This window comes from Pollutibacter soli, from assembly GCA_029269725.1.
Classification (GTDB): Bacteria; Bacteroidota; Bacteroidia; order Chitinophagales; family Chitinophagaceae; genus Pollutibacter; species Pollutibacter soli.
On sequence record JARJHS010000003.1, the window covers coordinates 132899 to 159667 of the forward strand.

A 26769-nucleotide genomic window follows, 5' to 3' on the forward strand; every position below is an offset into this window, starting at 1 on the left:
TATAAACCATCCGTAAATATGCTCTTCATAAAATTAAAGCTTTCAGATGAAATTAGTTTCCGCCGAACTTCTTAAGCAGGTCATTGGCAAGATTATCAAGCACGTATCTGTGTTCCTGTTCAATAGCCATTTTTTCCAGGAATTCCCAGTAAAATTCCGGAGAGAGTACAGACGAATAAGTAGTCAATCTTGTGAGTTTACAGCTATCGTTATTCACAGCTTCAAAATAATAGTCAGCCTCTTTAAATCGGATCCACGTGAGGCCTATTTGTGTATCATCAATCACACTCATTCTTAAAATTTCTCCCCTTTTAAATTCTGTAATCTTTTCCGTGATAGCGCCGGAATTAAAATGACATGTTCTTAATCCGCCGATTTCTTCTTTCTCCAATGTACATTTTTCAGGTACAGGTAAACCAATCTTCATTAGAAAAGATTTTTCGGCAACCAGCGTGTCAATTGATTTCAGCATATCGTATACTATCTCTGGAGGAAATCCGTAAATCCTGGTTGTTCTGACTTCTTCATTTCGGGGATGATTCAAAAAAAGAAATTTCTCGATCGGCGCGCCCAACAACACAAACAGTAGCGGAATTAAGGATGCGTTAAGATTCTCCTGCGATTTAGAAATTCTTTTTCTTGTCAGGATTTTGCTGGCAAATGTTCCGAGCCAAACCAGCGGAATTACAATTGGTGTTGCCATAAGCACACAAATCAGTCCTTCCAAGGCACTCGCAATTAACAGACCAAGAAATATCAGGATGCCAACTAAAAAGCCCAGAGCAGCCCACTTTTGTTTTTCCATTTTACCGATAACCAATCCCAGAGTAAAAGGTAGCAGAACAAACAGAATCAATCCATAGTCGGCCAGACCCAGCTTAAGGAATAAAAATCCTACGCCCAAATAAACCAGTGTGAGAATAATCGTCCAGCGAAAACTTCTGTGCCTGATAATTTCAAAAAATTGATTCATATGCAAATATCAATATCGAGATGGTTCCAAAATAGTATTTTTAGACTGATTCATCTTTGAATGGCGCGACATCACGATCATTAATTAAAGACACGAACTCTCAACGATCCTTAACTTTAGGATAAATTCGAATTCTTAACGCTAAAATATACTATATGCAATACCGGCAATTGGGAAATACAGGGGTTCAGCTTTCGGCTATAGGTTTGGGTTGTATGGGTATGAACCATGCTTATGGTCAGCCGGATGATGCCGAATCCATTGCCACACTTGAGCGATCCATTGAACTAGGTATCAATTTCTGGGACACAGCAGATATCTATGCAAACGGAAAAAACGAAGAGCTGGTTGCAAAAGTTTTAAAACCGAATCGCTCAAAAATATTTATAGCAACCAAATTCGGATTTGTGCCGAATACAGATGCAAAACTTACGGGTGTTGACGGATCTCCGGCTTATATAAAAGTTGCAGTGGAAAGAAGCTTGCGCAGATTGAATACCGATGTGATTGATTTGTACTACGCGCATCGAATTGATCCGGCAGTTCCGGTGGAGGAAACTGTCGGCGCAATGGCTGACCTGGTGAAAGAAGGAAAAATTAGATTTCTTGGTCTTTCAGAAGCTTCGGCAGCAAGTCTCGAACGTGCCTGCAAAGTTCACCAGGTACACGCTTTACAGAGTGAGTATTCATTACTCAGCCGCGATATCGAAGCAACTGTCCTTCCCGCCTGCAGAAAATTGAATGTCAGTTTTGTGCCGTTTAGTCCTCTGGCAAGAGGTTTGGTGACAAATACCATTGATACCAGCTTACTGATGCCAAATGATTTTCGTCGTTCGTTACCAAGGTACCAGGGAGCGCATGCTGAAAATAATCAGCATCTCGCAAAAGCATTTGCAGCAATTGCAAATCAGAAAAACTGTACACCCGCACAACTCGCTCTAGCCTGGGTTTTACAACAGGGAGAAGATATCATTCCTATTCCTGGAACAAAGCGCAGAAAATACCTGGAAGAAAATGTTGTAGCTGTTGATATTAAAGTTTCACCGGAAGAAGAAAAAGCGATCGAGACAGTGCTTAAACAATTTCCGAATACCGGGGAAAGGTATACGGCGGAGATGATGAAGATGGTGGATCAGTAAGTTTAAGTAGTAAGTAGTAAGCAGGAGTTGGGAGGCAGGAGGTGATAGATTTTAGGGACAAGCATGAAAATGAGAGAACAGAAACAGAAACTGCGAAAGAAATCAGAAACAGGACGAATGAATTTGTCGTTGTTTAAACCGTAGATACGCCATGCATGGCGTATTTTGAGTTTTAAACGGGTGGTGCTGTCATCAGTTTTCGGGATAGGCTAATGCCCTGAATCAAATTCCTGTTTTTTCCGGGCTGAAGTGCGGGCTATTGAATTCAGGAGAAACTTCACAGTATCTTAAAACGCCAATAAATTTTTTGACTTTTGACTACTGCCTATTGCTTCTTTTCCTTCACCGCTCCGACGGTTCCATTATAAGAAATAGGTTGCCGTTGGTTACTTTGCACCCGCAGGTAGGCGCTGCCGTTATCATATACTGTAAGCTGCATTGTCTGTACTGTATTGACATCCTTCGGCCTGATCTCAATATCCCATCCGCCTTTTTTGCGATCAGTGATTTTATAATCATAGGACGTTGAAATAAAACTCACGCCCGTAGCAGCAGGATCCATCGGAGCTGAATATGCCCGTCCTGCATACGGAAGATCTGAGTTCAATGTATCCGGTTTAACAATCAACGAATAATAAGATGTCAGCTGTCGCATTCTTCCGCTGGTTGGCGTCATCGATTGCGCGATAAACTCAAACTTTTTTGCGTCAATCATTTGTTTTACTTCACTGGTTTTTTCGGCTTTATCCTGAGCAAAAGACTCATCTGAAAAACAGCAGAAAACCAGCATCAGAATCATTGAATTCGTAAAAATGTTTTTCATTATTTATATGATTTGAAAGAATATATTTTATTTCAACGCCAGGTTTTTACCTGATGGTAAATCTTTCACGCATCGGAACCCGACGTGATTGCTTGCCGAACGTGGTTCACCTTTTCCGCGTGTACCCACCATATACCTGGTACAGTATTGATCAGTACACAAAAACGATCCGCCCCGCTGAACTTTTTTTGCAACGCCCGGCTCTGATGGATCAAAAGAGTCATTTGGACCATGAGGATTTTTTGCAAGACCTTCATTGGCTAATTTGGTGTAATAATCAGGACGATACCAGTCTGCGCACCACTCCCAGACATTGCCTGCTATATCATACAGGCCGTAACCGTTCGCAGGGAATTTTTTCACAGGTGCAATTCCTATATAACCATCCAGACCAATATCTTTTACCGGAAATTCACCTTCATAAATATTCGCCATCCATCGGTTTTCCGGTTTCATCAGGTTACCCCATGCATACAGTGTACCGGTGGCCCCTCCTCGGGCTGCAAATTCCCATTCGGCTTCTGTCGGCAAACGTTTTCCCGCCCATTTCGCATAAGCCATCGCATCTTCCCAGGCGATATGTACCACGGGAAAACTATCCATGCCGCGGATATTGCTGTTGGGGCCCGACGGATGCATCCAGCTGGCACCATGGATATAATTCCACCATTGAAAATGATCGTCAAGCGTTACTTTACTGGATGGTGGTGAGAATACCACAGAACCGGCAACCAGGTTTTCTATTGGTGCAGTAGGAAACTCTTCTTTCGTTGGTGTTATTTCTGCCACTGTTTTATATCCTGTCGCCTTTACAAAGGCTGCAAATTCGGCGTTAGTGACTTCAGTGGCATCCATCAGGAACGGATTCACATACACCCGGTGTACAGGCCGCGCATCGTTCATGTTTTCCTTTCCACCATCGAGCATTCCAACGGGGTTAATTCCGCCCATGCTGAACTCTCCACCGGGAATAAAGACCATTCCTGCTGGAATATTCATTGGCACAGCCACCTTCGCCAGAACAGTTTCCCGGAAATCACGTCCACCACCTTTTTCATACAGCAGGCTGTCCACAATTGGTACTCCCATTTTTGTACAGGAGATGGCGGCATCTACTCTCTGGGATGTAATGTCGGCCGCTGGCAGCTGTTTTTCGTTTTCATTATTGCAGGAGGCGATGATGCCTAGCAGACATATAGCGACATAATTATGGAATATTCCTTTGCTCATACGACCGATAATAAATGCTAAAGTTAGGATTTCCGGTATTGCAAATAATTCATAGTTGTTGGGCGCAGAATTAATGAGTGTGATAGCTTTTTTTACGCCTGCGGCGGCACAAACAGCCTTAACGCGGAGGATGCGGAGAAATTCACCCGGAGTGTGCGGAGGAAAGTCCTGCAATCAATTATTAAACAGAGGCAATACTATCCGCGCAAGTCAGAGCTGATCTGCCGGAGAAATTTTCCAAAAACATACCCTTCGATCGTCGCATTTCACGCAGCTTTGCAAGGCATAATCAGATTTGAACAGACCCCTGTCCGGTTAATTTTTCTCCGCATCCTCCGCGTTATAGCAGTTCCCCGGACCGAAGGCTTTTTAATAGAAAATGTCGTTCACTTCGGCCTTCGTACTTCATCTCCTATCTTTGAAAATCCAATTACTTACTATGGCCTATGCTTCGCTGAGAGAATGCCTTGATGACCTGGAGAAAAATAAACTGCTTGTTCGTATCAAAGAGGAAGTCGATCCTCACCTGGAAATGGCCGCAATTCACTTGCGCGTGTATGCAGCGGGCGGCCCGGCATTGCTGTTTGAAAAGGTAAAAGGAAGCAGGTTCGCAGCTGCATCGAATATTTTTGGCACGTTGGATCGCAGCCGTTATATTTTCAGGGATACGATCGACAAAATTAAGGAAATTATTTCCTTAAGAAAAGATCCGCTGTCTGCCATAAAACACCCGATTAAAAACAGCGGAGCTGCCTTCGCAGCTTTGAAAGCATTGCCATTAAAAAATCCTTCGTCAAAACCGGTAATGTACCAACAGGTCCGCATAACCGATCTTCCGCTTGTACAACACTGGCCCAAAGATGGAGGTGCTTTTATCACGCTTCCGCAGGTGTATACGGAAGATATTTCCAATACCGGCATCCAGCATTCTAATCTGGGTATGTACCGGATCCAAATGACCGGCAACGAGTATCAAACGAATGAGGAGCTCGGTCTTCATTACCAGATACACAGGGGCATCGGCGTACACCAGGCAAAAGCAAATGCACTTGGTCAGCCGCTGAAAGTGAGCATTTTCGTTGGCGGCCCACCGGCTCATACAGTAGCGGCGGTAATGCCTTTGCCCGAAGGACTTTCGGAACTGAGCTTTGCAGGTCTTCTCGGTGGACGACGTTTCCGATACACTTACGATGATGGATTTTGTGTGAGCACGGACGCTGATTTTGTGATTACCGGTGAAGTATACCCGAATTCAAATAAACCTGAAGGTCCTTTCGGGGATCACCTGGGATATTACAGTCTGCAACATTCTTTTCCAGTAATGAAAGTGCATAAAGTTTATGCAGGAAAAGATGCCATCTGGCCTTTCACTGTTGTAGGAAGACCACCACAGGAAGACACCAGTTTTGGTGCGCTTATCCATGAACTCACCGGCGAAGCCATTTCGCAGGAAATTCCCGGGTTAAAAGAAGTGCATGCTGTGGATGCCGCCGGCGTACATCCTTTGCTGCTCGCCGTGGGAAGCGAAAGATATACACCTTATCAGCAAACGAAACAACCTGCCGAATTGCTGACCATTGCTAACCGGATATTAGGTACGGGGCAGTTAAGTCTCGCGAAATTTCTTTTTATTGCCGCAGCTGATCAACCCGGACTAACAGCCTATAATATCCGGGAGTTTTTTGATTACGTATTGAGACGAGTTCATCTCCAACGAGATTTTCATTTTTATACCCAAACTACCATTGATACGCTGGATTATTCAGGCACAGGGCTTAACACAGGGAGCAAGGTGGTAATAGCTGCATATGGTGATCCGCTAAGAGATCTTTGTACCGAAACTCCTGCAGAACTTGGTGAGTACAGCTTTTTCGGAAAGATGCGGTTAGTCATGCCCGGTATTGTTGCATTTGAAAGTTCAGCATACACTTCCCCTACGCAGACACAGGCAGACATCAGTGCAATCACCGTTGCATTAACCTACCGCGTTCCTCAACTGCGGAATTTACCTTTGATGATCTGGGTAGATGATGCGGATTTCACCGCCGCAAATCTTAATAATTTTCTTTGGGTAGCATTTACCAGAAGCAATCCTTCACACGATATTCACGGTATCGATGCATTCGTCGAAAACAAACATTGGGGTTCCAACGGCCCGGTCATTATCGATGCGCGAATCAAGCCCCATCACGCACCACCGCTTGAAAAAGATCCGGCAACAGAAGAACGTATTGAGAAAATTTTTGGTAAAAGAGGAAGCTTGTCCGGAATTGGATAAGCATTCAACCTCAGGTTCAACGTTAAACGTTATACGTTGAACGTTACTCACTTCTGTATAATCACCCCTTCATAATCATTCAAATTCGCCAAGATAAAATTGACGCGACCTTGTTGGTAGGTGAAGGCAACTGGCTTCTTATTGCTTAATAATTTGACCGATGATGGTTTAAATTCAGACTGAATACTGAATCGCTGATTGTATACCGGCAATGGATCGAAATAGGTGTTACCACTGAATCCAGTCAGGTTGATACAATGAAGGATCATTCCCTCTGATCCGGCATTTTTAAAATTTGATGGAATATTTCTGCGGTAATTTTTCAATACCAATTCTACTCTTGCTGGCGCAGAACTGATAATCTGATCATCCATCTGCGGATACAGGATCTCAACAAGATCAAGGAACAAATTCTTGTATTGCTCATAACCTGTTTGAAAATAGGCGCGGCCAATGTTGGATGGAAACAACATGGCTCCGGCCTTCGGATATTTTTTCAAACCTACTGCATGAAATCCCATCGGCTCGTGACCCCCGGTAATTTCCGGCGGGCCGGGCCTTCCTTTACTCATCAACGAAAGATAACGTTCATCCATCAACGAAAAATCATACAGTCCCAACCGATACTTCCAGGAAATTAGTTGCTGCTGTTTTAACCTGTCAAAAATTTTGTGGTCATCGACCTGGATATAATTACCCGTTCCATCAAGATCTCCATTAACAACCGAAGCAGAAAACAATTCACTCATTCCTTTCTGATCATCAGAAAGTGTACTATTTGTTGCAAGGATATTTACCCCTTCCTGTGCTGACCGTTTCAAAATCTGAACAGCCGTTGAGTTCAGCGCGGTGATATCCGGGAGAATGATCAGCTTATAATTTTTTAAAACATCAGCACGGTTAATAATCTCTTTCTGCTCAATAATATCATATTGAATATGTGCTTCCTTCAACATGAGCTGAATCCCGCGATACTCCTGCGCAGGCAAACCGGAAGGCCATGAACCAGGCGCAATTACCAGGATTTTTGACACCGAAGAATAGTTGCCATACCATTCTTCATTTTTTTTATGATGCGTGTATATCTTCTTAATGACATCATAATTTCTTTCGTCTTCATATTCTCTTAAATCCCCCATGAGGCTAAGATCGAGGCCAGAGCCACCTGCGATATTTTCATAAAAACGAATAGCAACTTCACCTGGTTCCACTGCGACAAACCGCGATTGAAATGATATCTGTTGAATAGAAGCGTTACTGATCACATGATCAGGATAAGAGCCGATGGCATTGGCAACATTATCAGAAGCGCCGTACGGCCAGTAAGGCAGCGTGGATGACGCCTGCGACTCATGCCGGATGATATCGACGAACTGGTCCGTGTATGTACAAATGGCAATCTGGCTGTTTTTTGCCTTGACAAGCTGGTATAATCTTTCCGACCACCGTTTACCAGTAACCGCTTTGAAGTCAAGATATTTGAGGTACACAGAATCTTTCCGATCCTCCACTTTTGGAAGCTCCCAGCCGCCTGTAAATTCCGCGAAGGCCCTTTTATCAGCTTCATTCTGATCGATGCCATAATATTTTCCTTCGTAGGCATTGTTAACGAGATATCCCGGCATGTTCAGAAAAATTCCATCCACAGGATAACTTTCCAGCATTTCCTGCACAATACGGAAGGCACGATCCTGCACATAAGGCGCATTTATCGACACCACATACATCTCATCGTTAATCATCCGCTCGCCTTTTGGTGAGATATAACACCAGTCTGGATTTTTCTGAAAAATCGATTGGTGTATTCTTGAAAAATCAAATCGCACAATCACTTTAATCCCGGCAGTGTGGCATTTTGCAACAACATCACCCAACATATTGGGACGCATATAAGGATTTTTATAGTGAAAATCCAGCTTAGTCGGGTAATAAGCCATTATACCCCCGGCATTGATGATTAATGTGTTGGCAGAAAAATATTTAAGATCTTTTACGAGTGAGTCTGCGTCGAGTTTTACAGCTTCATAATCCGGAAGATTTACCTGTATTACGCGAAGATTATTCCGCTTCCACCAGGGAAATTTATTCCATTCATCGATGCCGGTTACCTGCGCCGCTGCCGTTACACAACAACAGCTTACAAAAAAGGTAATCCAGAACGACTTTGATCTTTTCAACAAATTAAAAATCATCAGCATAAATCTTTAAATGTATTTCAGCCACCACTGTGTATGCGTCTGTTTATACCTGTAAAACCACCGGCACGGAAAGTACATAGCAGTAACCACCAATACCCAGATCAGGTATACTACCGGAAGACTATAACCGAATTCTTCCGGTCGGAACAGCATAAAACTTTCAGTCGCCTTTGATAGCGGCAGGCCTGATACAAAAAACATGATCATACAAAGGAAATGCAGCAGATAAAAATGAACGATGAAATAAAAAAGAGGTGCCCTGCCGTAAACTTGTACAATCCTACCCCAACCGGACTTCACATTTTCAAACACTGACAGAAGCAAAAGAGAGGGACCCAGGGTCATTCCGAGAAACTGCAGCGAAGGTGGATACTTTTCTGTGTTCAGGAAAGACAAAATCGGGTGCTCTCCATTTTCCCAGGGAACCGGGTTGCCGTACATGTTAGTTGCGCGAAGAATGATATACATTACCAACAATGCAGCACCAAGTAAACGCAGATTTTTTATCCTCTTTGCAGGCGGATATCCATTCACAAACCATTGACCTATTGAGTAGCCCATAAACATTACTCCCGTCCATGGCAATATGGCATATAAAATAAGTATCAATCTACCAGGAGCATAGGAAATAACAGAGCCTTTTGCCAGAAAAAAGATATTCCATAGCGCACCGCTCACACCATCACTCGAAATAGAAAGATAATCGAGAATGTTATGTCCGAAAAATAGAATAATTCCAACGCCGAGTACAAATCTGTCTGATACTTTCATGCATAGTGCGAGCAAAATAAGACTCACGCCTATCGCCCAGATCACTTCGAGAAAAATAAAATTATACAGCGGATTGAAACTGAGTCCAAGACTGAAAAAAATAATCTCCACGAAAACCAGGAAAAGGCCGCGTTTCACCAGCATTGCAATAGCATCTTTTAAACTCCTTCTTTGCGAAGCGAGATATGCTGAAACTCCGGAAAGAAAAACAAAGGTCGGTGCACACAGGTGTGTGATCCATCTTGTAAAGAAAAAGAAAGGCGTTGTGGTGGCCGGATTCAGCATATCAGTGGTAGAAACTGACTGATGAAAAAAATCGCGGGTGTGATCCAGCGCCATGATGATCATCACAAAACCGCGAAGTAAGTCAATTCCTGTATTTCGGGAAGCAGTAAGTTTTTGCACCCGCTAAAGTTAAGCACGCACAACGATATCAGCAATCAGTGAGAATATTGTCTGTATTTTACTCTTTCGGAATCAGAAAAAACTATCTATAAAAAGTTTTTTTCACTTGTTTTCCTCAATGATACTCTCGAAATTCGTGAAACCTCCCAGGTATCCGATACTTGCAAGTATCGGATACCTGGCGGGTTTCGGCAAAAATGTATTTTCCACGACAGGGAGGAGAAAAATTCATTTGTGTTCCGGATGCAATCTGGCCTTCCGCATCGGCGCAAGAGTTTCGGTCCACTTTTCAAGTGAGAACAGTAAATTCTGTGCAGCATGATTTTGTTCTTCAGTAGCAACAAAATGATTATCTGCATTAATGTATTTTGTAAAGAATGGAATATTTACAGACTCCATTAATGGCACCATCTGCAAAGCCGTGAGCACCTGTTTCAATGCCTGTATTGAACGCGTGCCAGCTGCAATACCACCATAAGAAACGAACCCTACCGGCTTGTACAACCATTCCTGGTGGAGATAATCAATTGCATTTTTGATTGTTGCCGGATAACCATAATTGTATTCCGGCAGTACCATAATGAATGCATCAGCTTCATCAATGATCCGGCTCCAGTCCCAGGTATGTTTCTTTGTATATTTTTTCAGACGAGGATGATTGGGTTCATCCATGAAAGGAAGATTAACTTCTTTCAGGTCGATAACTTCAACGATGAAGTGTTTATTTGCCTTCGCCAGTGGAATAAACCAGTCTGCAACTATCGGTCCTTTTCTTCCTTCCCGGGTACTGCAGATGATTACTATAAGTTTGTACAATTCGGATTATTTAGCTGTGTAAGGTACGTTTTTCGTTGTTCGTTTTTCGTTGTTCGTTCAACGTGTTGCAACGCTGCTTCCTTTGTACGCCACTCTCCAGATACGATTGCATCTGTCATCGGTAATCACAAGAGATCCATCATGCATTTCATTTACACATACCGGTCTTCCATGAACCTTGTCTTTTTTCAGATCCTGCACGAAGCCTGTGAGAAAATCCTGCATTTCGCCTGCCGGTTTCCCGTCTTTAAAAGGAACAAAAACAAGTTTATACCCGGAAAGGACCGAGCGATTCCAGGATCCGTGCTGCGCTACAAATGCTCCGCCGCGATATTTTTCCGGGAAATTTTTTCCACGATAGAAATGCAGGCCCAGTGAAGCTGTATGAGAGCCCAGCTGAACATCCGGCACGATAGTTTTCTCCACCATAGCCAGATTCTGCGTTACACGAGGATCGGGATGTTTGCCGAAATAAACATATGGCCATCCATAGAAACCATTTTCCTTAACACTCGTGAGATAATCAGGCACGAGATCATCACCCAGCAAATCCCTTTCATTTACAGATGTATATAACTGCTCAGTACCGGGAGCGAAGTCCATACCCACCGGGTTGCGAAGCCCGGAAGCATATACTCTCATTGCGCTTCCGTCGGGATTAATTTCGAGTATGCATGCCCGGTTGACTTCTGCCTCCATTCCTTTTTCACCGTGATTATCACCAGATCCAACTGCTATGTATATTTTTTTACCATCAGGAGAAGCAATAATATTTCTCGTCCAGTGCCTGTTGATTTTACTTGCGGGCAGGTCAATTATTTTCTCACCCTTGCCAGTGATTTTTGTATCTCCTGATTTATAAGGAAACCGGATTACTGCATCGGTATTGGCAACATAGAGATATTCGTTCATCACCAGCATACCAAACGGTTGATTCAGTTTTTCAACCATCACAAAACGTTCATCCGCAATGCCATCTTTGTTTTTATCCCGGATAAGGGTAATGCGGTCTGCGCTTTTTCTCATTTGATTTGATCTGTGTGCACCAACAAAAAAACCGCCGATCCTTTTAAATAAACCAAAATGGGAGTTCGATTCAGCAACCAGCATATCTCCGTTGGGCGCAATGTATATCCAGCGGGGATTTTTCAGGTCTTTCGCATATTCAGTTACCTCAAACCCTTCAGGTGCGACAGGCTTTGCACCATTCTTCCAACCTACCACTTTACTGAAATTCATTTTGGATTTCGTGGCGTATGGAGCCGGAAGTTTTTCAGAATTTTTACTGTCACCCGTTTGTGCAGACACACTGATACAGGCAACGACACATAGGGCAAATAGCATTCCTGGTTTCATAAAAACAGCATTATCCAGGAAAGATTAAAAAATTATGCCATTGAAACAGGAGGGGTAATATAACTATCTTTCTGATTCGGGCGACAGCCGAATGGGCAGATAAACATAGAAGCTGGCTCCATTGCCAGGAGCGCTTTCGGCACGAATAAATCCGTGATGATTTTCGACGATCTTTTTACATAATGCCAGTCCTATTCCACTTCCCGCATAACGTTGACCATGAAGACGCATAAAGACGGTAAAAATCTTTGCGGCTTCCTCACTGTCGAACCCAATCCCATTATCGGAAAAAATAATCTCGACGTATTTCATTTCGGGATCAAACTGGAAATAATCATTGGTTCCAGATCCCGCGATGATAGATGACCGAATGGTGATCATCGGCTTTTTTTCCGTAAACTTCAGGGAATTGCTGATGATGTTATAAAACAGTTGATGCATCTGCGACTCAACAGCTACGAGCACGGGCAATTCGTCTGACACTATTATTGCTTCTGTCTCATCGATTACCAATTCCAGGTCACTCTTTACGGAATGTAGTACAAGATTCAGATCTACAGAAGTAAACTCTTTTTCTGAAGGCGAAAGCCTGCTGTATTTTAAAATTGACTCGATCAGATCAGACATGCGCTGGGCTGAACCGACAATTTTTTCAAAGTATTTTTCCGCCTGTTCTTTGTCATCGAGGTTCTTTTTCAACAGACCTGTAAATACCTGGATCTTTCGAAGCGGCTCCTGCAAATCATGAGAAGCTACATATGCAAATTGCTCCAACTCCTTATTACGCACTTCCAGTTCTTCCGTATATCTTTTGAGTTTGTCTTCTGCATTTTTTTTATCTGTCAGATCGCGGGTCACTTTAGAAAAAGAAATCACTTCCCCTGCCTGGTTATGTAATGCCGTTATTACCACACTACCCCAGAATCTGGTTCCGTCTTTTCTAACGCGGTATCCTTCATGCGCAGCTCTTCCTTCAGTCCTTGCCAGGTTGATTAATTTTTCCGGTAATCCTTGTTCCTGGTCACCCGGCAAATAGAATATCCTGAAATTTTTCCCCAGGATTTCAGACTCGCTATAGCCTTTAATATTTGCGGCACCCTGGTTCCAGTTGATGATCGTGCCATCGAGGTCAAGTAAAATGAAAGCGTAATCCTTTACTTCGGCGATCATCCTGAGGTATCGTTCTTCACTCCGGTGCAGTTCCTGATCAAGCTTATTGATGAAACGGGAACCTTCTTCCAGCTTTTTCGACTGTACGGAAATAGCCATACGCTGCTCTGTAATATCGATCGCAGTGCCAAACAGACGAACTGGTATTTTTTCTTTATTGTAAGTAACCGTTCCGCTGAAACGTAACCAATGTACAGAGCCATCTTTCCATCGAAAGCGGGCTTCATAGGCGAGATGTCCTGTTTCTTTGCTGATCCTATGCGCCTCATCTCTGATGGCAGTGTCCTCAGGCAATAACAGTGAAAGAAAATTTTCAAACTTAAGATGATTACCACTAAGGCCGAAACAAGCGGCAAACTGGTGAGAGTAATTGATCTCATTCGACAGGAGATCCACTTCGTAAATTCCAATATTTGCAGAATCAACTACACTGCGATACCATTCAGCAGAACCGAACTTAACTTCTTTTGGAACGCCTGTATCCTGTTTCGACATATCGAATATTAGATATCCTGAAACCCGGAATCAATTTTTAAGATTATCGGGCTCAAGCGAACAGTAAATATACGTCATAACATCATTTTTATTTCTGATGCAATGAAAGATAGACACTATTATGAATCGGTGAGATTAACTAATGAGTGATTCAAAATTCATACCATGGTCCGGGAAATTGCATAAATCAGTTCTTTGCAACAGGCCTGTTACCAATATCTGCGACCGAAACCTTTTCCATACTCCATACATCATTACTGTATTCAAATGCCGGATGAGATATATCCTGCCCGCCATATTTTCCTCCCGTCATAATGACCCTGCCTCGATGTACACATGCAGCAATGCCTCCACGTGGACTCCAGGGCGCATCCGATTCTGTCCAGTTTTTTCCATCGCTGCTGCTCAATACTTTACTATTGAATTTTCCATTACGGTTGCATCCCAGCAGCCATATCCTGTCATCATATACCACGGGCGCATAACCGAATATTTCTTCTCCTTTTACCATTTCAGCAGTCTCCCGGATCCAATCGATCCCATTCTCTGAAGACCAGACATCATTATTCAGAAGAAAAAGTCTGTTCTTAAAAAATATGATGTTGCTCTGATCTCTTTTTCCGAAAGGCAGATTGTCTTTAACCTTGGTCCAGTGAATTGCATCCTGTGAATTCCATATATCCGAAAAGGACATATCCTTATTCATCCCGCCAATGATCCAGAGTTTGTTTTGAAAATCAAAAGGATGATAAAAGAATCGATCCGGCAGATTGCTTTTTGTTGTAAGTGTTTGCCAGCTTTTCAGATCAGTCGTCCTGGTAATCTGTGGAGTAAAACTGAATTTTTCAATATTGCCTTCGAAATGACCCAATCCATATACAGCATTCCTGAAAATTACATAGTCAAGAAAAGCAAGATTATATATACTGTTGGATAAAGCTGACTTTTTCCAGACGCTTCCGTCAATGGAATAAAAATTTCCTTCCGGATGAAAAGCCCACAGCGTATCCCTTATCGAGAAAAGCTGAAAATTATAACTCTTGGAAAACAGTGCACTATCGGTGAGTTTAACCCATTGATATTGCTCGGTGACCGGTACAATAGCTACAGATGAATTCCGGTCAGGATTCGCGCAGGATGTAAACAGGATCGAATACAACAGCATTTTGCCTAAGTGTGACATAATCATCTGTTTTAGCCGATTTCCGCCAGGTATCCGATACTTGCAAGTATCGGATACCTGGTGACTTTCACAAAGTTTGAAGTTAAATCTTTAAAAAACAAGTGCTTTTTCCCGTGGCAGGATGTTTTTTTCTTCTCGCGCTGCCGCATTTCATACACTCATATTACCATTTCATTCCTTATCACATTTTACTTACGGATAAGCATGATCAATTTTACATCAGCAGGAAAAAGAACCAAAACTGTAATAATAAGATCATGAAAAAGATTATCAGAATAGTAAAATGGACAGGACTTAGTCTGCTGCTCATTATATGTGCCATATGTATTGCTGTACCTCTGAGACAACACCTGAAATTTGATGCGCCATATCCTGATATCCATGCCTCGAAAGACAGTGCTGTTATTGCACGTGGAAGACACCTGGTGATCAGCGCTGCGCATTGCGTCGATTGTCATGGAAACGGCAACCAGGATTCGATGATGAAACTGGGAAAAGATGTTCCACTGAGCGGAGGATATGCGTTTGAACTTCCACTCGGCAACGTGTATGCGAAAAACATCACACCTGATATCGAAACAGGAATTGGCAAAAGAACCGATCCGGAACTGGCGCGTGTGCTTCGTTATGGTGTACATGCCAATGGTGATGCTGTTTTCAATTTCATGCCTTTCCAACATACGAGTGATGAAGATCTTCGGGCGATCATTTCCTACCTGAGATCAACCGCACCTGTAAAAAATCAGGTTCCCGATCACCAGTTAAATGCATTAGGACAATCAATCAGGGCGTTCATGGTAAAACCTGTTGGGCCGACAGAACCTGTCCCTGTTTCTGTAAAACCAGATACAACAGCAGCCTATGGCAAGTATCTTGTTTTCAGTGTAGCGAATTGCCGCGGCTGTCATACTCAACGTCAATTGTCCGGAGAATATACAGGCCCATTACTTGCCGGTGGAAATCCGATGGGCGAAAAAGAGCTGGAGCTCGCACCTCCTAACCTGACAACGGACAGCAGTAGCCGAATTTTCGGATGGTCAAAAGAAAAATTCATTGGTCGTTTCAGGGAAGGAAAGAAAATTGAATTCTCACATATGCCCTGGGAATCTTATAACAGGATGACAAACGATGAACTTACAGCAATATATAATTACCTGCAAACAGTACCTGCTGCAAAAATTGTAACTCCGGCAAAAGGAAAATAAAAATCAGTTGAGGAACGAAACGATAAGCGCTGGACGATCTCCGTTCAGCGTTTGTCGTAAACGATTTTTCCGCCCACCATCGTTAGCACACTGTTCGTTACAGGAAGTTTATCTTTCGGAATTGTAAAGATGTCCTGTGACAGTACAGCCAGGTCCGCCAGTTTTCCGGGCATAAGTGTGCCTTTTTTGTTTTCCATGAATTCAGCCCATGCATTGTTTCGCGTATAAGCAATCACGGCTTCTTCAATGCTGACATTTTCATCTGGATTCACCATTTGATTTGTAATCATCATTACATCAACAAAAGGATTATCTGTACCATCCGGCGATATGGATACGGTTATTCCTTTGCTCATGAGAGATTTTAATTTTGAAGAATGATTGTACTTCGGGGTATGGGCAATGATGATTCCCATTTCACTGATCATACGGATATCTTCATCTGTAGCATCAGAAGTGGAATTATGTTCAAACCGGATTCTTTTTGTACGCCATACTTCATCTTTTCCGATCCCTTTCATCATCTTTAAGACGATATGCATTGTACTGTCACCAACAATATGCATCAGCAGTTGTTCATCACTATTATAGGCAGTTTGCAGAATTTGTTTCATCGTGTCGATCGGGAAATTCAAACGGCCAAACCAGTTATTGTTTCCCGGATAAGGTTTTCTGTTCATCGCCGATTGCTCAAAAGGTGTTCCGTCCAGAATATATTTCACACCTGACACATAGATGTTTGGCGCCGGATTACGATTGACGTGCTGCCAGGGTGATAAGTCTCTCGCTCCATTTTTGTGCCCGGGAAATGGAATGATCCTGATGCGTTGTAAAAGCTTTGCTTTTGAAAATGCATCAGATCCACTTCCTGGAAAATCAAAACTCATGTATTGCACAGAGGTTATTCCTTTTGATAACTGCAAATCGGATAACCCTGATAAACTCTTGATGACACCTTCATGATTCACTTTACTTATCAACTGCCATGCCGGCCATTGTGCATATTCATAAAGAGCACCTGTTAGTTTTCCCGAAATCCTGTCACGGACATACCATCCGCCTAAAGGATCCGGATCACCATCACTAATGCCCAGTTTTTTCATGGCGCTACTGTTCACGACAGCACCATGGCCCCACAATGCCTGCAACTGAACCAGGTTTTCAGGACAAAGACTATCCAATGATTTTCTTATTGTAACATCATATAAAACATTCAATCCAATTCCACCGGTGATCCATTCCCCGGGTTTTGCATGCTGCATAATCCGCGCTATGGAATCCAGTACGGATTTTTTATCCGGGCCCGGAACTGTAAACTCCACCACGTATGCGTTTGCTGAAGGAGGCATCCATCCGGGATGATCATGCGCGTCGTTAAACCCTGGGACGACGGTTTTTCCATCGAGATCAATCTTCTTTGTTTCTGTTGAAGCGAGCTTCTCTATTTCGGCATTTGTTCCTACGGCAATGATAGAATCCCCTTGAATTGCAATGGCCTCTACATATAACTGATTAGTATCCGAAGTAAATATTTTTCCGTTGGTCATTATAATATCGGCCTTATGGGCTGAGCAGGAAATAAATATTGGAGGAACCGATATAATAACCACTAGAAATAACAGAAAGCTTTTCATAGATCAGTGATTGTGATGATCAGAAATTCATAGTTAAAACAAAATCAATTGCTGTAAAAGTTGAAACATTTTATATCAGATCGCGTTTTTTGAAAACGCTCTTTTCAGCGCATCGATTCTTGCAGATATAAAATCGATAGAAGCTTCAGAATGAGGTACCAGCGAATCAAAAACATGTACCATGCCTGGATACAAATGCAGTTCCGTTCTAACGCCGGCGGCTACCAGTTTTTGTGCATACTCAATCGTTTCATCGCGCATTACATCCATCGTTCCCACCGCAAGAAAGGCTGGAGCCAATCCTGATAAATCCTTTGCCAATGCTGGTACTGCGAGATCAGGAATATCTCCTGTTACATCTCTCAGGTAAGCCTGCCATGCGAAGATATTCATATCCCTGTCCCAGACACCGATATTCAAAATCTGCTTACTGCTATCCGTTTCATTTCGATTATCGAGCATGGGGTAGGCGAGAGACTGATGGACAATATTTGGCTTTCCCATATTTCTCGCCATCATTGCGCAGGAAGTAGCCAGTAACCCGCCTGCACTGCTTCCGCCGACTGCGATTCTCTTTGGATCAATACTGAATTTTTCTGCATTATTGGCGATGTACTTCAACCCCTCAAAACAATCATTTAATGGAACAGGATACGGATGTTCGGGAGCAAGCCGATAATTAACGGAAATCACCACACAGTTCACAGATTGAACAATATCGTGCATTGCGGGATCATTCTGCTCAGGTAACCCGCTGATCGTTCCACCGCCATGCATCCAGTAAAGGCAGGGACGTGCGCCAGCAGAAACTTCCGGACTATAAACACGAAGCTGAATTTCCTGGCCATTGGTATCGATAACATATTCATCACGTACACGTACAACCGAATCTGATTGAATTTTATTTCGCTGTGCACTGGCGAGCATTTGCGCACGAAAGACATCCTGCAAAGGAGTTCCGGGCGCAGGCCTGGGCCGGCTATTGAATTGTTCGAGAACCGGAACGAGTTCGTCTGCGATCTTGTAAGGGAAATTCATATTGTTTTCTAAGCGGGTAAATGTAATTCAGTTTGAATTAAAAACATTGGGGATGCCGAAGTAAAATAATTCAAAAAATGACGATTGGAAAGATCAGGGATGATGCTGATGGAATGTTTCGTTATCTTTCAACTCCATTTTTTGAAAACAAAAACTGAATTGTAAAAATGTCTTACTGCAGAGCAATACTTACGATGAATGATGAAAGAAAAGCCTTACACAAAGCCTATCATGACAAGTTGTATGGCTTTCCGATTCATGACGACAATGAATTGTTTGGAAGACTGATTCTTGAAATCAACCAAGCCGGATTAAGTTGGGAAACCATTTTAAAAAAAGAAGCGTCCTTCAGGAAGGCCTATCACCATTTCGATATAAAAAAAGTTGCGGGATACAGTGAAAAAGATCGAGGACGTTTGATGGAAGATGCAGGTATCATCAGGAACAGGTTGAAAATAAATGCTGCGATTGAAAATGCAAAGACAATTTTAGCCATACAGAAAGAATCCGGATCGTTTCAACAATGGCTTCAACAGCATCATCCGAAAACAAAAGAGGAATGGGTGAAATTATTTAAGAAGACGTTCCGGTTTACCGGTGGTGAGATTGTGAATGAGTTTCTCATGAGTGCAGGGTATCTTCCCGGCGCACATGATGAAGACTGCCCGGTGTATAAGAAAGTGCTGAAGGAAAAACCTTTTTGGAGGGTGAACGGTTGAAAGTTGAAGGTTCTAAGATCCAAGTTCATCCTCCTCCGCGTGTATTTCTCCGCGCACTCTGCGTTAAGGCTGTTAAAGCAAGCCGAAGGCTTTTCTTGTCAAAGATGAAGAGAGAGTGTTAGAAAAAAGCATTCATGAAATTCCTTTAAAATTAACTATCAATAACGTTCTCCGCGACCTCCGCGTGTATTTCTCCGCGCACTCCGCGTTATGGCTGTTTACCAAAGCCGAAGGCTTTTCTTGTCAAAGTTGAAGAGAGAATGTTTGGAAAAAGCATTCATGAAATTCTTTTAAAATTAACTATCAATAACGTTCTCCGCGACCTCCGCGTGTATTTCTCCGCGCACTCCGCGTTATGGCTGTTCACCAAAGCCGAAGGCTTTTTTCTCAATCCTCAATTAATCATCTGCGCCCTCTTCAAGTCCGAAGGCCTGATTTTCTGCAGCCTCTTTTATAAATTTATTCCTCTCCATCAACAACTTCCTCATATACTTTTCCAGAAACACCCTATCCGCCAACCTACCCAACACTCCTAACGGCGAAACATAATTAAACTCATCACGCATGATTGTATATCCATTTTCTTCCTGAAAAAAATGTTTGTGATGCATGGAAGCAAAAGCACCTTTCAGCATCATATCTTCAAAGAAGTGGGGAAAATCAACAGACAGAACTTTTACAGTCAACCGCTGCCGGGTTCCGAAATGCACTGCTTCCCACGTTATGGTGTCACCAGCTTCACAGATGTCGGACAACCGCCCTCCCACTATTTTTTCATCGGTATGTTTCATAGAACCCGTGTGGACACTGACGTCCAGGGAAAGATTGAAACAGGGTTCGATTGGTGCATTGATTTTAGTGTCCAGTTGTATTAAAGGCATATATAATTTTCCGGATCAGAGTTTCAAAAATAGCCTGAAACGCCGTGAGGTAAAAACCAAAGGTAGCCGGATTGTTTGCGAAACCTTCTTCAGGCAAGCAGTAGCTGAAATCCATGAACCTGATGATCGGATCAATCGAATTGCTTCGTAATCTATTTCATCACTTGCAGAATTAACAACGGTAACCTCATTAACAGTTCCGGAACTGTCAACATTGATTTTTAATAATACCCTGAACGTTTTATTCCTGCTATAAGCAACCGGCCTTATATTTTTATGGATAAATTTTTTGAAATTTTTAATACCACCCGGGTACCCGACAGGTGTCTCCATGCAGCATGGTAAAAAATTCATTTCGGATGAATCTGTTTGAGCAATTACTTCATGCGGGAAATATACCAAAATCGATAAAAAGTAGATGATCAGAATTTGTCTCATATCTGTTTGATATGATCTCCTCCTGGTCAATTTCCATAAAAACAAAAGATTCTCAAATCAAAATTCTTTTTCTTATTTCAGAAAGAGATTGATCAATTAAAAGCTTACCGTCACGGAAAACTTCTTTCAAATTTCCACCTGCCTCTTCAGCCCAGCTCACCTGGTCGGTTAATGAATATATTCCATTTACTTTTTCAACTTTCATTAAACCTTTTGCAGACTTTTTTGTGCCGTCGTCCGTCACAGGGTCCTTAAAAATTTCACGCCCCTCACCATCTACTTCGCCATATGTTGCTTTCATTGCAAACCCGAAAGTATCCCTCGTATTGTATTGATATGTATACGATCCTATCCCCAGTACAATGTTTGTTGAAGCAAATCCTTTTTGTTTCAGACGTTCACATATTTGTTCTGCCCTCGTTGTTGTGATACTGTCACCATATATCGCACCAATATGTGGATCAAGTTCTTTAAATCCTTTTGAATTAACCTTGCCTCCAAAGCAGTCCCACAATAGTTCCACAACACCTTTCTTTTCTGATATTGTTCTTCCGTTTTCGTTACCACAAATAATATCAACAGGGTCGCCACTGTCAGGTCTGACTACAAGCTTGCCTTCGCGTGTAAGGATTTTATCTTTCAGTGCGGGCAAGTACCTATTGAGCACTTGCCATAGGTCCCATGTATCTGAAACCACAGACACGATTCCCCTCGGATAGACTTTTGTAATTAATCGCTCAAATGTTTTCTGCTCGCCTTCGGTCGTACCCATACACATTACGGAGTGTTCTGTTGCCGCAACAGAACCACCGATCAGTTCCTTGTCAGAATCCGCATTGTAATATTGCTCAAGGAAATCAATAGCAGGTATAGAATCTGTTCCTGTAAAACTCAACAGGTGTCCCATCCCCGATGTCACAGCAGCTTCTATACCTCCCATCCCCCGCATCGAAAAATCATGACCCTGCCAGTTCACAAACTCAGGAAGGGTTGAAGTTTCTGCAGCATATTTGTCCAGCAGCTTCCGGTATTGTTTTGCAATTGTTGCAGATGTGCATGGCATCCAGATCACGGCAGACAGCAATGTCTCAAAATAATTAGTCAACCAGAAAAACTCCGGCAACGTGTTGAACATTGTAAACATAGGCACGCGAACAGGAACGGAATCACCTTCAGGTATGGCTTTGAAAACCATGGGTACATAGCCAAGATCATGCAACGCCGAGATGTGATCAGTTCCAACGTTATTAGGTCCAAGGTAATTATCGATCCTTCTTTTGTAAGCCTTCACCACGTCTTTTTGGGGTCTGTCAAAGAAATATTTGTGAAAATCATGCATTACATACTTCTTCAAAAAATACTGCAAACCAAAAAAAACGACTTCATCCACGCCATCTATTCTGCTTCGGCGTGGCGTCCAGTTTGAATAAACCAGGGTCGTTCCATCAGGTTACTGTCGGCGATGATCAACTTTATATCCATCGGTTAAAAGAAGTGGATTCATATATTTTAATTAATTGTGTTAAGAAGTTTTATAAGATCCCGATACACCTGTGAAAGACCGGCCCTGTCATCCAGATATGCATTCGCATACACCTTACGGTTTTCGGATTTGTAAAAAGGTGGATTCTCATTGATACTATCAAATGGAATTTTGTTTTCAAGAAGATAACCCCTGACGAAGTCAACATTTTCCTGACCTGTCCAGCAAATGAGGTAGCATTTTGCTTTCTTAAGATTACGCAATAGCCCGATAACCACTTCATATTTTCTCCCCTGCTTATGAAAATCGAATACGGTGTCATCAAAATCAAAAGCTATAACAAGTGATCCGTATTTTCTATATTCGTTCAGCAGTCTTTGATAACTGTTTTCCGGTTCAAGAAAATAGTCCATCTGAAAGTTTTAATTGTTGAACACGAGGGTGAATAATTTCTCTAATGGAATCTGTGGTAAAAATGATGTCAAAATGATTTAACAACCCGTCAAATCCACGACTGAAAATACCATGACTTACTGCCAGAAATAAGCGTCCAGCATTTTTATTCTTCAACTCCGCTGCCAGTCCGGTGAAAGTTGCACCTCCATCACAGATATCATCTACAATCAAACAATCAGCACCTTTCAGATCATTGCTATACACTTTAAATCCGGTAAGTGAACCGGTTTTGATATCCCTGCTCTTACTGCATTCGACGACCTCGGCTCCTCCCAGGAATTCGGATAACTTATAAATTTTCTTTAACGCGCCGCCGTCGGGAGATATCAATAAGGGTTGAACATTCAGCAACTCTATCATCTTTTTAATAAACTTGTGATTAGGTATAGAAACTGAATTGTTCAAAACTGCAGATGTTACTTCTGAATGGGGGTCAAAAACAAAAACTTTTGCTGCTTTGAAACAGTTGATAATATCAGCATAAACTTTTACAGAAAGGGGTTCGCCTGTGACCATTACTCTATCCTGGCGGGCTCCGGGAAAACAGGGTATGTACAACTCTTCGATTGTCGCTCCCATCCTTTTGAGAGCATCGACAGCCATACAAAGCATTCCAAGTTCATTGAAAGAATTAATCCTTTGCGTCAATGCTATCGGCTGGTTTGTATCGATGCCGGCATTTATTTTTACGTGCGGTTCTCCGCCTGAAAAAGTAAAACTTTCATAACTGATTTGCTCATCGGATCTGAATTTGAAATTCCGATCCAGATTAAGTGCGTACATATTTTGCGTATTTATTACGCAAATATCACTCAAGTCGGCAATAATTCCAAATTTTTGCGTCCATTTTACGCAAATTAAATTTCGAAGTGAAAACCGTCTCTAACCAATCGATTGTATTTCTGCCTGTTGAAGCGAAAAAGCTTTGCCGGACGGCCGGGTTTTCCCTCAGCAAATTTGTCTGTCTCTTCTATCATTTCAAAGCCGAGAATCTTTTTCCTGAAATTCCTGCGATCAATCTCTCTGTCCAGGATAGTACTATATAGATTTTCCAGATCCGAGAATAAAAACTCTTTGGGCAAAAGGTCGAATCCGATGGGCTGATAGGTCAGTTTTGCGCGCAATCTGTTCATTGCAACTTCATATATTTTCTGATGATCATACGCCAGTTGCGGTAGTTCATCTATATTAAACCATCGAGCATCCTCTGCATCGGTATCTGCTTTCAGATCAACAGATTCATTTTTAATCAAAGCGAAGTATGCCACTGAGATCACACGCATACGCGGATCGCGTTTGATATCATCACCAAATGTGTAAAGCTGCTCGAGGAAGTTTACCACTATTCCTGCCTCTTCTTTTAACTCGCGGTGGATGGCGTCAATCAAAGATTCACTGGTTTTTACAAATCCACCCACCAGGGCCCAACGCCCTCGCATAGGACCATATTTTTGCTTAATCAGGAGCACATGAAGTTTGCCTTCTGTATATCCGAAAACAATTGCATCGACAGCAACCTTTATATTTTGCTCCACATTCATCGGGTAATAGTGTAATTTTTACGTTAAATGTAAAACTAGACAATGAATCATTTGCAAAACGTACAAAAACAAGCCAGGTAGCATAATTCAAGAATCACGCTTATTCGAAGGCGGGAAATCACTTTAAACCACGACCTCATCTCCAATCTTCGACCTAAATCTGTTATACAGATATGAGATTAATAGCAAAAGAACTCCCAGGCTTATGAACAATATCGTTTTTGAAATACTGCCCATCTGGGCAAGATCATAAAAGAAAAGTTTGCACAATGTAAACCCGAATAAAAAGAATGCACTTATCCTGAGATACACCTTGCTTCGCTTTATTCCAAGGACCACCAGCATCACTGCATATGCTCCCCAGAGAATGCTCAAGCCTAATTTGTATGTCTGATCAGAATGTAAAAGATCGAGCATGCTTATCAATTCACTGCTGATGATCCAAAGAAATGTCAAATGAAAAAGGATGTCGCCCGCCGCCTTGCTTTCCACCTGAGTCAGCACTTTACTTCTTATCTGGTAGATTGAATACAACGCCAATGCAACGAATGGATAAGTCAGGTACCTCACCCAGAAATTCAACAAGGTATTGGAGAAATATCGATTGAGATCCGGATGAATGTAACGGTCCCGCAAATCGCCAAGCAAATACAGTCCCGTCACAAGAAATACAAACACCGCAGTAAGTATCGAAAAAATATTAAACCATGCGACATTCTTACTCTTCCATCGATAGTTGTTGAGAAAACTCAAAGCCGTTAAAAACACAAGAGTGTAGATGATCTCTGTCAATACTTTAAAATCCGGAATATTCTTATTATAAAATATATCCTTTAATTCTCCATTCGCAATTGTGATTGCAGATCCGCTGTACAGGCGTTGCCAAAAGGCAGAGATCTCCAGGAGAACCGAAATGTAACATACAAGTACAACCATTACCGGCAAGACCGACCTGACAACCGGCAGGAATGAAGCATTTAATTTTTCAGCCGAAGCATCTGATTTTCGGGAAGCTTTGATTGTCCATAAACATGTAATTGTATAAAACACGGAAGTCAAAAATCCCTGATTCAGAAATATTTTCATAGTCTGATCCACCTGCCCCACGCCTAAAAAATTATAAATCTGTTGCCAATCCTGCACCAGGCTTAAAAATCCAAGCCCGAGCAGAAAACAGGATATATATTCATAGAAGGTTGAATGTTTTTTCTTTGCTAAAAAGAACATAATTGCCGCCTGTGCCGACCACAATATAGTCACCCAAAATCCATCTAACTGAACGGGCACTGCAAGAATCAAGAAGCCGATACCCAACCCGGCGAAGAGATAATATAGATTATCTGACTTCTTGTGATGAAAAGTAAAATGAGCAGCAATGAGATGAATAAGAGCATTCGCAACTGCAAACAGACCCTTCAAATGGTTTGTTGATGCATATCCGTTTACTATTTCAAAGCCGATGCCGAATAATATAAATGAATTCATGAACAACAGAAGAATGTCCAATGCATTCGTTGGTTCCTTCTGTTTCAATGCATAAGCTAACAATGTGATATAAAAAGTAAGAAAATTTATTGAAAGAAAAATCAACGCCAAACCAAAATCAATATTCTGTTCATATCTGGTAGTGAACCATGCGGAAAAAATCAACCATGTAACACAGCAGGCCAGCAGGTATAAACCTTTCCAGGACTTGTGGAACGCTACCACAAGTATCCCCAGATTGATTATTGCTGTATAGGTAAATAATATTTCAACTTTGCCTGACCCATCACTTAATAAAAAGGGTATCGCATACGCGCAGACCATCCCTATATGTGCTATGATTTGTCTGTTATATCTTAAAGCTGCGATTACAGTAAACACTGTAAATAACACCATCAATAAAAATGCAGCCGGTCGTGGCAGAAGATCAAACATATTATACGCTGCATATGTTACGAGATACATTGTAGCCATGGACCCGCTCACAAGCAATGCACTGTAATTTTCATACCTTTCCCTTAACCGAAAACCGGTAATCAACATGCCTGCACCCAGCAGATATCCGAAAATAATCCGGACTAAAGGACTGACCAGGTTATGATCTATGGAATATTTTGTTCCGATTCCTACGCCAATAATTGTAATGAGTATCCCGATTTTTCCTGCAAGGTTTTCACCAATAAATTTTTCCAGTCCGGGAGAGACTTTCACTTCTTCAAATACTTCTGACAGGACGGATGCTCCCTCTTTGATCTCTTTGAAATTAACAACATTGGTTACGACAGGCAAAGTAACCGGTTGTTCAGAAACAACTTTTTCTTCATGATCATACGCCTCGTTCGCTTTTTCTGCATTTGCTGTTTTTTGTTTGAGATTTTCAAGATCAATCTTCACAAGGAGAATTTCTTTCGCAATTTTTCTTTGGTGATCTGTTATTGAAGTCAGCCTGGATGTGAGATCATTCACATAATTCTGATGTTCAGTCATATCGGAGAGTTAGGGTTGAAAAATCCAGCAGAACATACTACTGTTTCAGCTCTAAAGTAAAATGC

21 protein-coding genes and 1 pseudogene are annotated in these 26769 nt (G+C 42.1%); 4 read left to right on the plus strand and 18 right to left on the minus strand.

Annotation, left to right across the window (positions count from 1 at the left end):
• Positions 1-52: 52 nt before the first annotated feature.
• Positions 53-973 carry a polyketide cyclase gene (locus P2W82_RS08975; RefSeq protein WP_336515537.1) on the minus strand — a complete coding sequence of 307 codons (921 nt, stop codon included), beginning with the start codon at positions 971-973 and terminating at the stop codon, positions 53-55.
• A gap of 155 nt (positions 974-1128) precedes the next feature.
• Here P2W82_RS08975 and P2W82_RS08980 point away from each other — a divergent pair, with 155 nt between their 5' ends.
• The gene (locus P2W82_RS08980) at positions 1129-2112 is read left to right on the plus strand and encodes an aldo/keto reductase (protein WP_336515538.1); all 984 of its coding nucleotides are present in this window, start codon (positions 1129-1131) and stop codon (positions 2110-2112) included.
• 325 nt (positions 2113-2437) lie between these two features.
• On the opposite strand, the gene P2W82_RS08985 is transcribed toward P2W82_RS08980, so the two are convergent.
• Entirely contained in the window at positions 2438-2935 is a 498-nt protein-coding gene (locus P2W82_RS08985) for a DUF4251 domain-containing protein (RefSeq protein WP_336515539.1), read from the minus strand.
• 27 nt (positions 2936-2962) lie between these two features.
• Positions 2963-4165 (minus strand): formylglycine-generating enzyme family protein, encoded by a 1203-nt coding sequence (locus tag P2W82_RS08990; RefSeq protein WP_336515540.1) that lies wholly within the window; start codon positions 4163-4165, stop codon positions 2963-2965.
• A 418-nt stretch (positions 4166-4583) separates the two neighbouring features.
• On the opposite strand from P2W82_RS08990, the gene P2W82_RS08995 reads away from it, so the two are divergent.
• Entirely contained in the window at positions 4584-6443 is a 1860-nt protein-coding gene (locus tag P2W82_RS08995) for a UbiD family decarboxylase (protein WP_336515541.1), read from the plus strand.
• 47 nt (positions 6444-6490) lie between these two features.
• Here P2W82_RS08995 and P2W82_RS09000 read toward each other — a convergent pair whose 3' ends face one another.
• From P2W82_RS09000 to P2W82_RS09025, 6 genes are all read right to left on the minus strand, one after another.
• Complete coding sequence (locus P2W82_RS09000; RefSeq protein WP_336515542.1) at positions 6491-8641, minus strand: alpha-amylase family protein; 2151 nt, start codon at positions 8639-8641, stop codon at positions 6491-6493.
• Between the two features lie 6 nt (positions 8642-8647).
• Positions 8648-9817, minus strand: a complete 1170-nt coding sequence (locus P2W82_RS09005; RefSeq protein ID WP_336515543.1) for an acetyltransferase domain-containing protein — start codon at positions 9815-9817, stop codon at positions 8648-8650.
• A gap of 228 nt (positions 9818-10045) precedes the next feature.
• Positions 10046-10633: an NADPH-dependent FMN reductase gene (locus P2W82_RS09010; RefSeq protein ID WP_336515544.1), complete on the minus strand. Its 588-nt coding sequence runs from the start codon at positions 10631-10633 to the stop codon at positions 10046-10048.
• 57 nt (positions 10634-10690) lie between these two features.
• The gene (locus P2W82_RS09015; RefSeq protein ID WP_336515545.1) at positions 10691-11989 is read right to left on the minus strand and encodes a PQQ-dependent sugar dehydrogenase; all 1299 of its coding nucleotides are present in this window, start codon (positions 11987-11989) and stop codon (positions 10691-10693) included.
• Between the two features lie 63 nt (positions 11990-12052).
• Positions 12053-13654 carry a sensor histidine kinase gene (locus P2W82_RS09020; RefSeq protein ID WP_336515546.1) on the minus strand — a complete coding sequence of 534 codons (1602 nt, stop codon included), beginning with the start codon at positions 13652-13654 and terminating at the stop codon, positions 12053-12055.
• A 187-nt stretch (positions 13655-13841) separates the two neighbouring features.
• Entirely contained in the window at positions 13842-14837 is a 996-nt protein-coding gene (locus P2W82_RS09025) for a DUF6242 domain-containing protein (RefSeq protein ID WP_336515547.1), read from the minus strand.
• Positions 14838-15094: 257 nt separating this feature from the next.
• Here P2W82_RS09025 and P2W82_RS09030 point away from each other — a divergent pair, with 257 nt between their 5' ends.
• Positions 15095-16042 carry a c-type cytochrome gene (locus P2W82_RS09030; protein ID WP_336515548.1) on the plus strand — a complete coding sequence of 316 codons (948 nt, stop codon included), beginning with the start codon at positions 15095-15097 and terminating at the stop codon, positions 16040-16042.
• 44 nt (positions 16043-16086) lie between these two features.
• Here P2W82_RS09030 and P2W82_RS09035 read toward each other — a convergent pair whose 3' ends face one another.
• A complete protein-coding gene (locus P2W82_RS09035; RefSeq protein ID WP_336515549.1) occupies positions 16087-17676 on the minus strand; it encodes an amidohydrolase in 1590 nt (529 codons plus the stop codon).
• 75 nt (positions 17677-17751) lie between these two features.
• A complete protein-coding gene (locus P2W82_RS09040; protein ID WP_336515550.1) occupies positions 17752-18714 on the minus strand; it encodes an alpha/beta hydrolase in 963 nt (320 codons plus the stop codon).
• Positions 18715-18881: 167 nt separating this feature from the next.
• Here P2W82_RS09040 and P2W82_RS09045 point away from each other — a divergent pair, with 167 nt between their 5' ends.
• Entirely contained in the window at positions 18882-19433 is a 552-nt protein-coding gene (locus P2W82_RS09045) for a DNA-3-methyladenine glycosylase I (RefSeq protein WP_336515551.1), read from the plus strand.
• Positions 19434-19831: 398 nt separating this feature from the next.
• Here P2W82_RS09045 and P2W82_RS09050 read toward each other — a convergent pair whose 3' ends face one another.
• The 7 genes and pseudogenes from P2W82_RS09050 to P2W82_RS09080 form a co-directional block, all read right to left on the minus strand.
• Positions 19832-20314 carry an SRPBCC family protein gene (locus tag P2W82_RS09050; protein ID WP_336515552.1) on the minus strand — a complete coding sequence of 161 codons (483 nt, stop codon included), beginning with the start codon at positions 20312-20314 and terminating at the stop codon, positions 19832-19834.
• A gap of 15 nt (positions 20315-20329) precedes the next feature.
• Positions 20330-20752 carry an energy transducer TonB gene (locus P2W82_RS09055; protein WP_336515553.1) on the minus strand — a complete coding sequence of 141 codons (423 nt, stop codon included), beginning with the start codon at positions 20750-20752 and terminating at the stop codon, positions 20330-20332.
• A 52-nt stretch (positions 20753-20804) separates the two neighbouring features.
• Positions 20805-22190 (minus strand): annotated as a pseudogene (locus P2W82_RS09060) (nicotinate phosphoribosyltransferase); the annotation flags it as partial.
• A gap of 71 nt (positions 22191-22261) precedes the next feature.
• A complete protein-coding gene (locus P2W82_RS09065) occupies positions 22262-22648 on the minus strand; it encodes a hypothetical protein (RefSeq protein WP_336515554.1) in 387 nt (128 codons plus the stop codon).
• The gene (prs, locus tag P2W82_RS09070) at positions 22632-23474 is read right to left on the minus strand and encodes a ribose-phosphate diphosphokinase (RefSeq protein WP_336515555.1); all 843 of its coding nucleotides are present in this window, start codon (positions 23472-23474) and stop codon (positions 22632-22634) included. The genes P2W82_RS09065 and prs overlap by 17 nt, the downstream gene beginning before the upstream one ends.
• 74 nt (positions 23475-23548) lie before the next feature.
• Positions 23549-24232, minus strand: coding sequence for an NUDIX hydrolase (locus P2W82_RS09075; RefSeq protein ID WP_336515556.1), 684 nt, complete (start codon positions 24230-24232; stop codon positions 23549-23551).
• A gap of 123 nt (positions 24233-24355) precedes the next feature.
• Positions 24356-26704: a DUF2339 domain-containing protein gene (locus P2W82_RS09080; RefSeq protein WP_336515557.1), complete on the minus strand. Its 2349-nt coding sequence runs from the start codon at positions 26702-26704 to the stop codon at positions 24356-24358.
• Between the last annotated feature and the right edge of the window lie 65 nt (positions 26705-26769).

What these genes read in the sequence shown, in the direction of transcription:
- P2W82_RS08975 (WP_336515537.1), bottom strand. Translation starts at nt 973, where the DNA reads ATGAATCAATTTTTTGAAATTATCAGGCACAGAAGTTTTCGCTGGACG.
- P2W82_RS08980 (WP_336515538.1), top strand. Translation starts at nt 1,129, where the DNA reads ATGCAATACCGGCAATTGGGAAATACAGGGGTTCAGCTTTCGGCTATA.
- P2W82_RS08985 (WP_336515539.1), bottom strand. Translation starts at nt 2,935, where the DNA reads ATGAAAAACATTTTTACGAATTCAATGATTCTGATGCTGGTTTTCTGC.
- P2W82_RS08990 (WP_336515540.1), bottom strand. Translation starts at nt 4,165, where the DNA reads ATGAGCAAAGGAATATTCCATAATTATGTCGCTATATGTCTGCTAGGC.
- P2W82_RS09000 (WP_336515542.1), bottom strand. Translation starts at nt 8,641, where the DNA reads ATGCTGATGATTTTTAATTTGTTGAAAAGATCAAAGTCGTTCTGGATT.
- P2W82_RS09015 (WP_336515545.1), bottom strand. Translation starts at nt 11,989, where the DNA reads ATGAAACCAGGAATGCTATTTGCCCTATGTGTCGTTGCCTGTATCAGT.
- P2W82_RS09020 (WP_336515546.1), bottom strand. Translation starts at nt 13,654, where the DNA reads ATGTCGAAACAGGATACAGGCGTTCCAAAAGAAGTTAAGTTCGGTTCT.
- P2W82_RS09025 (WP_336515547.1), bottom strand. Translation starts at nt 14,837, where the DNA reads ATGTCACACTTAGGCAAAATGCTGTTGTATTCGATCCTGTTTACATCC.
- P2W82_RS09030 (WP_336515548.1), top strand. Translation starts at nt 15,095, where the DNA reads ATGAAAAAGATTATCAGAATAGTAAAATGGACAGGACTTAGTCTGCTG.
- P2W82_RS09035 (WP_336515549.1), bottom strand. Translation starts at nt 17,676, where the DNA reads ATGAAAAGCTTTCTGTTATTTCTAGTGGTTATTATATCGGTTCCTCCA.
- P2W82_RS09040 (WP_336515550.1), bottom strand. Translation starts at nt 18,714, where the DNA reads ATGAATTTCCCTTACAAGATCGCAGACGAACTCGTTCCGGTTCTCGAA.
- P2W82_RS09045 (WP_336515551.1), top strand. Translation starts at nt 18,882, where the DNA reads ATGTCTTACTGCAGAGCAATACTTACGATGAATGATGAAAGAAAAGCC.
- P2W82_RS09050 (WP_336515552.1), bottom strand. Translation starts at nt 20,314, where the DNA reads ATGCCTTTAATACAACTGGACACTAAAATCAATGCACCAATCGAACCC.
- P2W82_RS09055 (WP_336515553.1), bottom strand. Translation starts at nt 20,752, where the DNA reads ATGAGACAAATTCTGATCATCTACTTTTTATCGATTTTGGTATATTTC.
- P2W82_RS09065 (WP_336515554.1), bottom strand. Translation starts at nt 22,648, where the DNA reads ATGGACTATTTTCTTGAACCGGAAAACAGTTATCAAAGACTGCTGAAC.
- prs (WP_336515555.1), bottom strand. Translation starts at nt 23,474, where the DNA reads ATGTACGCACTTAATCTGGATCGGAATTTCAAATTCAGATCCGATGAG.
- P2W82_RS09075 (WP_336515556.1), bottom strand. Translation starts at nt 24,232, where the DNA reads ATGAATGTGGAGCAAAATATAAAGGTTGCTGTCGATGCAATTGTTTTC.
- P2W82_RS09080 (WP_336515557.1), bottom strand. Translation starts at nt 26,704, where the DNA reads ATGACTGAACATCAGAATTATGTGAATGATCTCACATCCAGGCTGACT.